Source organism: Pseudomonas sp. Emmai (assembly GCF_055179735.1).
The window spans coordinates 280,701-292,647 of record NZ_CM143685.1; the positions used below are offsets into that span (position 1 = coordinate 280,701).

At 61.0% G+C, this 11,947-nt stretch carries 11 protein-coding genes; 6 read left to right on the plus strand and 5 right to left on the minus strand.

Features of this window, described 5'->3' with window-relative positions; genetic code table 11:
• Positions 1 to 99: 99 nt before the first annotated feature.
• From ACY4LX_RS01260 to tsaC, 3 genes are all read left to right on the plus strand, one after another.
• Positions 100 to 1,125, plus strand: a complete 1,026-nt coding sequence (locus ACY4LX_RS01260; protein WP_463258962.1) for a LysM peptidoglycan-binding domain-containing protein — start codon at positions 100 to 102, stop codon at positions 1,123 to 1,125.
• A gap of 79 nt (positions 1,126 to 1,204) precedes the next feature.
• Positions 1,205 to 2,305 carry a DNA-processing protein DprA gene (gene dprA, locus ACY4LX_RS01265; protein WP_149659320.1) on the plus strand — a complete coding sequence of 367 codons (1,101 nt, stop codon included), beginning with the start codon at positions 1,205 to 1,207 and terminating at the stop codon, positions 2,303 to 2,305.
• Between the two features lie 55 nt (positions 2,306 to 2,360).
• Positions 2,361 to 2,918 (plus strand): L-threonylcarbamoyladenylate synthase type 1 TsaC, encoded by a 558-nt coding sequence (tsaC, locus tag ACY4LX_RS01270; protein WP_149659319.1) that lies wholly within the window; start codon positions 2,361 to 2,363, stop codon positions 2,916 to 2,918.
• Between the two features lie 126 nt (positions 2,919 to 3,044).
• Here the strand turns inward: tsaC and ACY4LX_RS01275 are convergent, their stop codons facing one another.
• Positions 3,045 to 4,022 carry an NADPH:quinone reductase gene (locus tag ACY4LX_RS01275; protein WP_463258963.1) on the minus strand — a complete coding sequence of 326 codons (978 nt, stop codon included), beginning with the start codon at positions 4,020 to 4,022 and terminating at the stop codon, positions 3,045 to 3,047.
• A 164-nt stretch (positions 4,023 to 4,186) separates the two neighbouring features.
• Here ACY4LX_RS01275 and hemF point away from each other — a divergent pair, with 164 nt between their 5' ends.
• Entirely contained in the window at positions 4,187 to 5,101 is a 915-nt protein-coding gene (gene hemF / locus ACY4LX_RS01280) for an oxygen-dependent coproporphyrinogen oxidase (protein WP_149659317.1), read from the plus strand.
• Between the two features lie 13 nt (positions 5,102 to 5,114).
• Positions 5,115 to 5,936, plus strand: coding sequence for a shikimate dehydrogenase (aroE, locus tag ACY4LX_RS01285; RefSeq protein ID WP_463258964.1), 822 nt, complete (start codon positions 5,115 to 5,117; stop codon positions 5,934 to 5,936).
• A gap of 95 nt (positions 5,937 to 6,031) precedes the next feature.
• Here aroE and ACY4LX_RS01290 read toward each other — a convergent pair whose 3' ends face one another.
• The 3 genes from ACY4LX_RS01290 to betC form a co-directional block, all read right to left on the minus strand.
• Positions 6,032 to 7,600, minus strand: a complete 1,569-nt coding sequence (locus ACY4LX_RS01290) for a SulP family inorganic anion transporter (RefSeq protein WP_463258965.1) — start codon at positions 7,598 to 7,600, stop codon at positions 6,032 to 6,034.
• A gap of 90 nt (positions 7,601 to 7,690) precedes the next feature.
• A complete protein-coding gene (gene choX / locus ACY4LX_RS01295) occupies positions 7,691 to 8,608 on the minus strand; it encodes a choline ABC transporter substrate-binding protein (RefSeq protein ID WP_463258966.1) in 918 nt (305 codons plus the stop codon).
• Positions 8,609 to 8,624: 16 nt separating this feature from the next.
• Entirely contained in the window at positions 8,625 to 10,139 is a 1,515-nt protein-coding gene (betC, locus tag ACY4LX_RS01300; protein WP_463258967.1) for a choline-sulfatase, read from the minus strand.
• 114 nt (positions 10,140 to 10,253) lie between these two features.
• Between betC and ACY4LX_RS01305 the strand changes: the two genes are divergently transcribed.
• On the plus strand, positions 10,254 to 11,204 hold the full coding sequence (locus ACY4LX_RS01305; protein WP_149659312.1) for a choline sulfate utilization transcriptional regulator: 951 nt from the start codon (positions 10,254 to 10,256) through the stop codon (positions 11,202 to 11,204).
• Between the two features lie 13 nt (positions 11,205 to 11,217).
• Here ACY4LX_RS01305 and ACY4LX_RS01310 read toward each other — a convergent pair whose 3' ends face one another.
• Positions 11,218 to 11,883, minus strand: coding sequence for an NAD(P)-dependent oxidoreductase (locus ACY4LX_RS01310; protein WP_463258968.1), 666 nt, complete (start codon positions 11,881 to 11,883; stop codon positions 11,218 to 11,220).
• Positions 11,884 to 11,947 lie beyond the last annotated feature (64 nt).

The window sequence follows — 11,947 nt, forward strand, 5'->3', positions numbered from 1 at the left end:
CCGTTGTAAAACGTAGCTCCTTTCTTTGTGAAGAGCCAGGAGCGAGCCACGGGGGCTCTGGCGTTTTACGCGAACGCACATAATAAAGGGATTCACCGCATGAGGAAATCACTACTCGCCTTGCTCCTTCTGGCCTCGGCCGGTTTGGCGCACGGGCAAGTGCAGCTCAAGGAAGGTTTTCCGCAGCAATACACAGTGGTAAGGGGCGACACACTTTGGGACATCTCCGGCAAATTCCTGCGTGAGCCGTGGAAATGGCCCGAACTCTGGCAGGTCAATCCGCAAATCCAGAATCCCAATCTGATCTATCCCGGCGACTTGCTGACGCTCACTTACGTCAACGGCCAGCCGCGCCTGACCCTCAATCGCGGCGAGTCCCGCGGCACCATCAAGCTCTCGCCACGGATCCGCAGCAGCCCGGTGGCCGACGCGATACCGAGCATTCCGCTGCAATCGATCAATAGCTTTCTGTTGAGCAACCGCATCGTCGACAAGGTAGAGGACTTCGACAAGGCGCCTTACATCGTCGCCGGCGATGCCGAACGCGTCCTCAGCGGCACCGGCGACCGCATCTTCGCCCGCGGCCACTTCGACCCGAACCAGCCGGTGTACGGCATCTTCCGCCAGGGCAAGGTCTACACCGATCCGCAGAGCAAGGAGTTCCTGGGGATCAACGCCGACGACATCGGCGGCGGCGAGATTGTCGCGACCGAGGGCGATGTCGCCACCCTGGCGCTGCAACGCACCACCCAGGAAGTGCGCCTCGGTGACCGCTTGTTCAGCGGCGAAGAACGGGCGATCAATTCGACCTTCATGCCCAGCGCGCCGAAGAACGACATCAACGGCTTGATCATCGATGTGCCGCGCGGGGTCACGCAGATTGGCGCGATGGACGTGGTCACGCTGAACAAGGGGCAACGGGACGGCCTGGTCGAAGGCAATGTGCTGGTGGTGATGAAAACCGGCGAAACCGTGCGTGATCGCGTGACCGGCCAACCGCTGAAAATTCCCGATGAACGCGCCGGTTTGCTGATGGTTTTCCGCACCTACGACAAACTTAGTTACGGGTTGGTCCTTAATGCATCGCGCTCGCTGGCGGTGATGGATAAGGTGCGAAATCCTTAGCCTGCTCCACAAGTTACCAACAGAGTTATCCACAGCTTATTCCCGATTAAACGGGGCTCATAACGATCAAGGATGATCCATGTCGCTCACTGCTTTTACCCCGGTTTCTCCTGCGGAACTGGAAGCCCGTCTACGCCTGCATCGCCTTCCCGAACTCGGACCGGCGCGATTTAAAAAACTCCTCGAAGCCTTTGGTTCGGCCTCAAAAGCCATTAGCGCGCCCGCCAGTGCCTGGCGTGCGTTGGGGTTGCCGGCGGCCAGTGCCGAGGCTCGACGCTCCAGTGAAATCCGCGACGGCGCCAGCCACGCATTGGCCTGGCTAGAGCGTCCGGCCCAGCATTTACTGATGTGGGACCAACCCGAGTACCCGGCGTTACTGGCGGAAATCAGCGATGCACCGCCGCTGTTATTTGTAGCCGGCGATCCGGGCATCCTCGAAAAACCGCAACTGGCGATGGTCGGCAGCCGCCGTGCTTCACGGCCGGGGATGGACACGGCCGCTGCGTTTTCCCGCAGCCTGGCCGGTGCCGGATTCGTCATCACCAGCGGCCTGGCTCTGGGCATCGATGCTGCCGCACATCAGGCGGCTTTGGACGTGGGCGGGCGAACGGTCGGGGTACTTGGCACGGGACTTGAAAAGTTTTATCCACAGCGCAACCGTCGACTGGCGGACGCCATGATTGCCTCGGGCAGCGCGGTGCTTTCCGAGTTCCCGCTGGACGCCGGCCCGAGCGCCAGCAACTTCCCCCGGCGCAACCGGATCATCAGCGGTTTATCCCTCGGCGTGTTGGTGGTCGAGGCCAGTGTCGCCAGCGGTTCGTTGATTACGGCCAGGCTTGCGGCGGAACAGGGGCGCGAGGTGTATGCGATTCCGGGATCGATTCATCACCCCGGCGCCAAGGGCTGCCATCAACTGATCCGCGACGGCGCGATGCTGGTGGAAACCATCGACCACATTCTCGAAGCCCTACGCGGCTGGCAACAATTGCCGTTATCCACAGAAACTCCGCAGGCGACCCATCCGTTGCTGATGTTGCTGCACGCGGCGCCGCACACCAGTGAAGCGTTGGCCCACAGTAGCGGGTGGGCCCTGCCCAAAGTGCTGGCGGCGTTGACGGAACTGGAAATGGACGGCCGGGCCGTGTGCGAAAGCGGACGCTGGTTTGCGCGGGTGAGCTAGGTTTTATAAGGAAGATCGGTAAACTGCGCAGAGCCTTATTCCGGAGAGTTTTTTCATGGTCAACAGTTGGCGTGTGCAACAAGCCGCGCAAGCCGTTCGCGCAGGGGCGGTGATTGCCTATCCAACCGAAGCCGTCTGGGGCCTGGGTTGTGATCCGTGGAACGAAGAAGCGGTCAGCCGTTTGTTGATGATCAAGGGCCGGGCCATGGGTAAAGGCCTGATCCTGGTGGCCGACAATATTCGGCAGTTCGACTTCCTGTTCGAAGATTTCCCTGAACTGTGGATGGACCGTATGGCCAGCACTTGGCCGGGGCCGAACACTTGGTTGGTGCCACACCAGAATCTGTTGCCGCAATGGATTACCGGCGTGCATGAAACCGTGGCGCTGCGGGTCAGCGATCACCCGTTGGTGCGGGATTTGTGCGCAGCAGTGGGGCCGCTGGTGTCGACGTCTGCCAACCCGCAGGGCCGGCCGGCGGCGCGCACGCGGATTCGCGTCGAGCAGTATTTCCGTGGGCAAATCGATGGCGTGCTGGGCGGTAATCTCGGTGGGCGCAAGAACCCGAGTGTGATTCGGGATGTGGCGACCGGGCATGTGGTGCGCCCGGGCTAACACCTGAGTGACTTGTGGCGAGGGAGCTTGCTCCCGTTGGACTGCGCAGCAGTCCCCTTCTTTTTAGGGAGAAGCGGGGCCGCTTCGCAGCCCAGCGGGAGCAAGCTCCCTCGCCACAGTGCGGCGTTACGGCAACAACACCGTAGAACCTGTCGTGCGCCGCGCCGACAACTCGGTCTGCGCCTTCGCCGCTTGCGCCAATGGATACTTCTGGCTGATATCGACCTTCAACTTGCCGCTGATGATCATCTCGAACAGTTCATCGGCCATGCGCTGCAGGTTCTCGGCATTGTTGGCGTAAGTCGCCAGGGTTGGCCGGGTCACGTACAGCGAACCCTTCGCCGACAGAATCCCCAGGTTCACCCCGTCCACCGCGCCCGACGCATTGCCGAAACTCACCACCAATCCCCTAGGCGAAACGCTGTCGAGCGACGTCAGCCAAGTGTCCTTGCCCACGCCGTCGTACACCACCGGGACTTTTTTCCCGTCAGTCAATTCCAGCACGCGTTTTGCGACATCTTCGTGGCTGTAATCGATCGTCGCCCAGGCGCCGTTGGCCTTGGCCAGCGCGGCTTTCTCCGCTGAGCTGACAGTGCCGATCAGCTTCACGCCCAGAGCCTTGGCCCACTGGCAGGCCAGGGAACCGACACCACCCGCTGCTGCATGGAACAGGATGGTTTCGCCACCTTTGAGTTCATACGTTTGACGCAACAGGTACTGCACGGTGAGGCCCTTGAGCATCACGCCGGCGGCCTGTTCGAAGCTGATCGCATCCGGCAGGCTCACCAGATTGGCTTCCGGCAGCACATGGACTTCGCTATATGCACCCAGCGGTCCGCTGCCATACGCCACGCGATCACCGACCTTGAAGCGGGTGACTTCACTGCCCACGGCTTCGACGATGCCGGCGCCTTCCGAACCCAGACCGGACGGCAACGCTGGCAGCGGATAGAGGCCGCTGCGGTAGTAGGTGTCGATGAAGTTCAGGCCGATCGCCTTGTTGGTGACGCGCACTTGCTGCGGGCCGGGCTCGGCGGGCTGGTAATCGACATACTCGAGCACTTCGGGGCCGCCATGGGCGCGGAATTGAATACGCTTTGCCATCAGAACTCTCCTTAGGTCGCATTACGAAGCTCCCTATCGAACTCCTATGCTTGATCTTCGTCAACTGCGGCAGGTGTATCGGCGATGTTATGCTACGCGCCCATTTGCGCCGGCCCCCGCTCCCGTGGCGCGCCGCGTAGTTTTGCCCGATTCAAGGTGATGACATGACGACCCGCACCGAGGCCGTAAAAGCCTACCTGCTCGACCTGCAAGACCGCATTTGCGCCGCCCTGGAAACCGAGGACGGCGGCACGCGCTTCGTCGAAGACGCCTGGACCCGGCCGGCCGGTGGTGGCGGTCGCACCCGGGTGATCGAAAACGGCGCCGTGATCGAAAAGGGCGGCGTCAACTTTTCCCACGTCTTTGGCAGCGGTCTCCCACCGTCCGCCAGCGCTCATCGGCCGGAACTGGCCGGGCGCGGCTTCGAAGCACTGGGCGTGTCGTTGGTGATTCACCCGCACAACCCCCATGTGCCGACGTCCCACGCCAATGTGCGCTTTTTCATCGCCGAAAAAGAAGGCGAAGAACCGGTCTGGTGGTTCGGCGGCGGCTTCGACCTGACCCCTTACTACGGCAATGAAGAAGACTGCGTGCACTGGCACCGCATCGCCGAGCAGGCCTGCGCGCCGTTCGGGGCGGACGTCTACCCGCGCTACAAGGCCTGGTGCGACACGTACTTCCACATCAAGCATCGTCACGAACCTCGGGGCATCGGCGGTCTGTTTTTCGATGACCTGAACGAATGGGACTTCGACACCAGTTTCGCCTTCATGCGCGCCATCGGTGATGCGTTCATCGACGCCTACCTGCCGATCGTGCAGCGGCGCAAGAACGATGCGTTCACTGAGAAACAGCGTGAGTTCCAGGAATTCCGCCGGGGTCGTTATGTCGAGTTCAACCTGGTTTACGACCGTGGCACGTTGTTCGGCCTGCAATCGGGTGGGCGTACCGAATCGATCCTCATGTCTCTGCCGCCGCAAGTGCGCTGGGGCTATGACTGGAAGGTCGAACCGGGCAGCGAGGAAGCGCGGTTGACCGAGTATTTCCTGCAAGATCGTGATTGGTTGGCCAAGGCTTGAACGAGGAATCCTGATGGATCGTTATGTCGTATTCGGTAACCCGATTGGCCACAGCAAGTCGCCGTTGATCCATCGCCTGTTTGCCGAGCAGACCGGTGAGCAATTGGACTACAGCACGTCGCTGGCGCCACTCGACGACTTTTCCGACTTTGCCCGGGCATTTTTCGCTGAAGGGCGTGGGGCGAATGTCACCGTGCCGTTCAAGGAAGACGCCTTTCGCCTGGCCGACAGCCTGACCGAGCGTGCGCAACGGGCCGGTGCGGTGAACACCCTGAGCAAACTGGCTGACGGCACGTTGTTGGGCGACAACACCGACGGCGCCGGGCTGGTGCGGGACCTGACGGTCAACGCCGGTTTCAGCCTCAAGGGCAAACGCATCTTGCTGCTGGGTGCTGGCGGCGCGGTGCGCGGTGCGCTGGAGCCTTTGCTGGCCGAGCAACCGGCGTCGCTGATCATCGCCAACCGCACCGTGGAAAAAGCCGAGTTGCTGGCGCATTTGTTTGCCGATTTGGGGCCGGTGTCCGCCAGTGGTTTCGACTGGTTGCAAGAGCCGGTGGACCTGATCATCAACGCCACGTCCACCAGCCTGTCAGGCGATGTACCACCGATTGCCGCAAGTTTGATCGAACCGGGCAGGACGCTGTGCTACGACATGATGTACGGCAAGGAACCGACCTCGTTCTGCCGCTGGGCCAGCGAACACGGCGCGGCAATGGCGATGGACGGCTTGGGGATGCTGGCCGAGCAGGCGGCGGAAGCCTTCTACCTGTGGCGCGGCGTGCGGCCGGATACGGCGCCGGTGTTGGCCGAACTGCGCCGCCAACTCGGCGCCTAACCCCGCCCTTGTAGGAGCGAGGCTTGCCCGCGAAGCTTTTGGCGTACCTGAGGACGCCTTCGCGGGCAAGCCTCGCTCCTACAGGGGGTCGTGTTTCAATCTTCGAATCGGATTGGGCACCTCTCGGCCCCTTCGAGTTTCCGCAACTCCTCCACCACCGGCGGCCGTGCCCCGCGCAACGTCAGGCTGCGATCCTGTTTAAGCAACCGCCGCGCCTCCTGGTGCAGCATCTCCACGCCTGAATAGTCGATGAAGTTGATGTGCTGCGCCTCGATCACCACCCGCGCACCATGCATCCGTTGCAGACGCACTTGCAGGTAATGGCTGGCGCCAAAGAAGATCGAGCCGCCGACCCGCAGGATGTCTTCATCGCCATCACGCCAATGCTGCACCCGCGGCTGCGAGGTGCGTTTGAGGTAGAAGAACAGCGAGGCCAGCACCCCGGCATAGATCGCGGTTTGCAATTCCAGCAGCAAAGTCGCGACACAGGTCAGGGCCATGACCACGAATTCGGCGCGGCTGACCCGCAGCAACGCACGAATACCGCGATGGTCCACCAGCCCCCAGGCGATCAACAAAATGCTGCCGGCCATGGCCGGGATCGGAATGTGCGCGATCAACCCGGCACCGAAGATCGCGAACAACGCCACCCACAACGCCGAGAACACCCCGGCCAGCGGTGAGCAGGCGCCCGCTTCATAACTCAGCCCCGAGCGAGTGAATGAACCGGCGGACAGCGACCCGGAAAAAAACGCCCCGACGATGTTGGATAACCCTTGGGCGCGGACTTCCTGGTTGGCGTCGAGCAATTGCTGCGAACGTGCCGACAGGGAACGGGCGATCGACAGGCTCGTCACCAACCCGAGCATGCCCACGGCGACCGCGCTCGGCAGCAGACGCAGGATCAATTCGAGGTCCAGCGGCAGCGCGCTGAAGGGCGGCAAGCGTCCGAAAAACGCACTGACCAATTTCACATGGCCGAACATCGACGGCCACAGCCACACCAGCAAACCGCTCAGGACCAGGGCGATCAGCAGCGTCGGCCAGCGCGGCAGTAACAGTTTCAACACGATACCGACCACCACCGTGGCCAGGCCCAGCACCAGCGAAGGTTTATCCACAGCCCCGAGATGCGTGATCAAGGTCATCAGGCTGTTGAGCGCCGTGGCCTGATTGGGCAATTCCAATCCCAGCAGGTTCGGCATCTGCCCGATGGCAATCACCACCGCCGCGCCGAGGGTGAACCCCAGCACCACCGAGTGCGAGACGAAATTCACCAGCGCGCCGAAACGCAGCATCCCCAGCAACCACTGGAAAATCCCGGCCAGGAGTGTCAGAAGCAGGATCAGCGTGATGTAGTCCTGGGACGCGGGCACGGCCAGAGGACTGACGCTGGCGTACAGGACGATGGAAATGGCCGCCGTAGGACCGCAGATCAAATGCCACGACGAACCCCACAAACAGGCGATCAGCACCGGGATGATCGCGGCATACAAGCCGTATTCCGGTGGGAGACCGGCAATCAGCGCGTAGGCAATGGATTGCGGCAGCGCGAGAATCGCGCCGCTGAGGCCGACGATCAGGTCACGCCCGACGCTGGCGCGGGTCTGCCGGGGCAGCCAACTGAGAAACGGGAAGAGTGAATGGCGGCTGGGGAAGGCCATGGGTCCTCTCGGGTGGGAGTTTGCGCAAAGGGTAACAGGACAGACGCTGATCGTTCCCACGCAGAGCGTGGGAACGATCAGTGGAGAGTGTTAAAGCTTGGCTTTGACCGCCCCCAACGCCTCCTTGCCATCCACGGTCTTCACCCCATCCAGCCACTTATCCAGCACCGCCGGATTGGCCTTGATCCACGCCTTCACCGCCTCGGCATTGCTGACTTTCTTGTTCACCACCTCAGCCATGATGCTGTTTTCCATTTCCTGGGTAAAACTCAGGTTGGTCAGCAGCTTGCCCACGTTCGGACAGGCCTGTGCATAACCTTTGCGGGTCAGTGTATAAACCGCGCCGGTGTCGCCGAAGTACTTCTCGCCGCCCTTGAGGTAATGCATTTTCAGCTGCACGTTCATCGGGTGCGGGGTCCAGCCGAGGAAGGTCACGAACTTCTGTTTTTTCACTGCGCGGGACACTTCGGCCAGCATCGCCTGCTCGCTGGACTCGATCAGCTTCCACTGACCCAGCTCGAAGTCGTTCTTCTTGATGATGTCCTGCAACGAGATGTTCGCCGGGGCGCCGGAGCCGATGCCGTAGATCTTTTTCTCGAACTTGTCGGCGTATTTGTTCAGGTCGGAAAAGTTATGCACACCCGCGTCCCACACATAGTCCGGGACCGCCAACGTGAATTCGGTGCCATCAAGGTTTTTCGCCAGTTGCGTGACATCGCCCGTGGCTACGAACTTGTCATAGAAGCCCTGCTGCGCCGGCATCCAGTTACCCAGGAACACATCCACCTGGCCGTCCTTCAAACCGCCAAAGGTAATCGGCACCGCGAGGGTGTCGACCTTGGCCTTGTAGCCCATGCCGTCCAGCAGAAACCCGGTGATGGCGTTGGTGGCGGCGATGTCGCTCCAGCCAGGATCGGCCATTTTCACCGTGTCGCATTGATCGGCGTAAACCGATGCACTGCCCAGAGCCAGAAGCCCGACCGTCAGTACTGTGGATAACCTTTGCATGGACTTCCCCTTCACATTATTGGTTTTGGCAGGGTTGTGGATAACGTGCTTTGCGCTCCAGATCATCGAGGTCGATGTGGTTGCGCATGTACTGCTGACTGGCGTCCACCAGCGGCTGGTGATCCCAGCTCTTCAGTTTGCCGATGGTCAGGGCGTCGGCGACGAAACGCCGGCGCCGTTGGCTGTCGAGCACCTGTCGGTGGATCGCCGGAATATTCCATTTGGCCCGGGCTTCGGCGAGAAAATCGTCGAACAGCTGGCGATGTTGCGGCGATTGGCTCAGTTCTTCCTGCTCGCCCGGGTCGTTGTGTACGTCGAAGAGTAGACAAGGGTCGTCTTCGCTGTAGATGAATTTGTAGGCGCCACGGCGGATCATCATCAACGGACTGATGGTGCCTTCGGCCATGTATTCGCCGAACACTTCGTCGTGACCGCCCTGCCCTTGCAGATGTGAAACCAGCGAGCGGCCGTCCAGCGGCAGATTGGCTTCCAGCGTTCCGCCCGCCAGTTCGACGAAGGTTGGCAGCAGATCCGCCGTGGAAACCGCCGCGCTGACCCGGCCTGCCCCGAATTGTCCCGGCGCACTGATCAACAGGGGCACGCGGGCGGCCATTTCGAACCAGTGCATTTTGTACCAGAGGCCACGCTCGCCGAGCATGTCGCCGTGGTCGCCGGAGAACACGATGATGGTGTCATCGATCAGGCCGGTTTCTTCGAGTGTTTGCAGGAGTTTGCCGACGTTGCTGTCGATATAGCTGCATGCTCCGAAGTACGCCCGACGTGCGTCGCGAATCTTATCCACAGGCAAAGGCTTGTTCCACAGGTCGTAGACCTTGAGCAAACGCTGGGAGTGCGGGTCGAGTTCAGTCTGGGCCGGCGTTGTAGGCAACGGGATGTCGGCGTCGTCGTACATATCCCAAAACGCCTTGGGAATGGTGTACGGGTCGTGTGGGTGAGTCATCGACACGGTCAGGCAGAACGGCTGGTCGCCATCCTCGCGGATGTGGTCGAACAGGTATTGCTGGGCCTTGAACACCACCTCTTCGTCGAAATCCAGCTGATTGGTACGCACGCATGGCCCGGCTTGCAGCACCGACGACATGTTGTGATACCAGGTCGGACGCACCTCCGGTTCGTCCCAGTTCACTGACCAGCCGTAATCGGCCGGATAGATGTCGCTGGTCAGGCGTTCTTCATAACCATGAAGCTGGTCCGGGCCGCAGAAATGCATCTTGCCCGACAGCGCCGTGCGGTAACCGAGGCGCCGCAGGTAGTGGGCGTAAGTCGGGACATCGGCGGGGAAATCGGCCGCGTTGTCGTAGGCGCCGATCTTGCTCGGCAACTGACCGCTGACCAGGGTAAACCGCGACGGCGCGCACAACGGGCTGTTGCAATACGCGGCGTCGAACACCACGCCTTCGGCGGCGAGGCGGCTCAGATTCGGGAGTTTGATCGGCGAAGGCCCGTAGAACGGCAACATTGGCGCGGCCATCTGATCGGCCATGATGAAAAGAATATTCTTGCGCTTCATGTGATCGCGGCATTCCATAGTGAATATTTATGCGAGAGTGCTGCGATCGAGCATGGAGTCCATGCGTTTTACGGTAAAGCCCATGCACGGCAATGACTAGGATAAGCACAGCTTATGTATGACGCCCTTGGTGATTTGTCCCTGGACCTGCTGCGCGCCTTCGAGTCAGCGGCCCGTCAGCACAGCTTCACCGCGGCTGCGGTTGAGCTCGGCACCACGCAGCCTGCGATCAGTCAGCAGATCAAGCGGTTGGAGGAACAGCTCGGCACGCGGCTGTTCGATCGCATCTATCGCGGTATCGAATTGACCGAAACCGGGATGATCCTTTTCGAGCAGGTTCAGCTCGGTTTGCAGAATATCGATGCAGGGTTGACCGCAATCAGCGCTCAGCAATCACATGAAGTGCTGCAAGTCGCCACCGATTTCGCCTTCGCGGCGTATTGGCTAATGCCGCGCCTGCACCGCTTCCATGAAGCCAATCCGCAGGTCGACGTCAGCCTGGTTACCAGCGAGCGCAATCACAACATGCTGCGCACCGATATCGACGTGGCGATCCTGTTTGGCGATGGCCGCTTTAAACAGGGAGAAAGCCATTGGCTGTTCAGCGAGGAAGTGTTCCCGGTGTGCAGTCCGCTGTTGTTGAAGGAGCGCGCCCTGCCCTTGCCGATCCAGTCGCTGCTGGAGTTGCCGCTGCTGCACCTTCGCGGTGAAAACAGCGCCAATTGGTTCGACTGGAGCGGCGTATTCCGTGAGCTGGGGTTAACGTCCGCACCGGCACCGGGGCAGCTGCGTTTCGACAATTACACCTTGTTGATCCAGGCGGCGATCGGCGGACAGGGCGTGGCCATCGGTTGGCGGCACCTTGTGGATAACTTGCTGGCCCAGGGTTTGTTGTGCCGGCCGATCGCCGACACGATTATTTCCCGGTTGGGTTATTACGTGGTGTTGCCCCAGCGCAAACGCCGTGGGGTGTTGATTAAACAGTTTGTGGATTGGTTGATGGCGGAGCAGGCCAGCAGTGCGCAGTCGTTGAACGGTTTGCCGTTACCGTCGATTGCGGTGTGAAAGGCTGGAATCTTTACGGTCCGGAAGCCGCCACAAAACTCACATGCTCCCCGAGGTGCAGATTCAACCGCAGCTCATCGGCAATACCGACGGCCACCCGATTCAATCGCTCAAGCGCTTCGCCCAACCCCGGCTCCAGGCTGCTGCTGACCTGGCTGAAATGCTCGATGGTCAGCCCGGCAGCCCCGCGCGGCGCATCCACCAATGTCCAGTGCAGGCCGCTGCTTTGCAGGGCTTCGAGGATTTCTTCGGCGGCATGATGCTGAAGGTCGTCCTCGACTTCCGCTTCATCGAGTTCGGCAAAATCCCCCACCACGAACAACCGGCCAATGCCGGCGGCTTGCATGCCGTCAATCAGCGCATCCACCGCCAGCACCTGCTCGACCGGACCCGGCACGATGGTTTTTTCCACATGTTCGCTGTTGATCGGCAGGCCCGGTGCGTCCAGCAAACAGATCACCGCCGAACACCCGGCCACGCTTTGCTTGACCCGCTCGGCGTCGAACAGATCACCGTTCTTGGTGCGCAGGCCCGGACGTGGCGCCAGCGCGGTCAGGTCATCGAGAATCGCGATCACTTCATGCTGGCGCCGCAGCATTTCAGCCATCAGCGCACTGCCCAGGCTACTCATGGCACCATAGAGCACCACTTTCACCACCGGGGTTTCGGCATTTTTCATGGCTGAGTTCCTTGTTTCCTACCTATATGGTGTGTGACCTGTAGGAAACGGCAACGGTTCGACC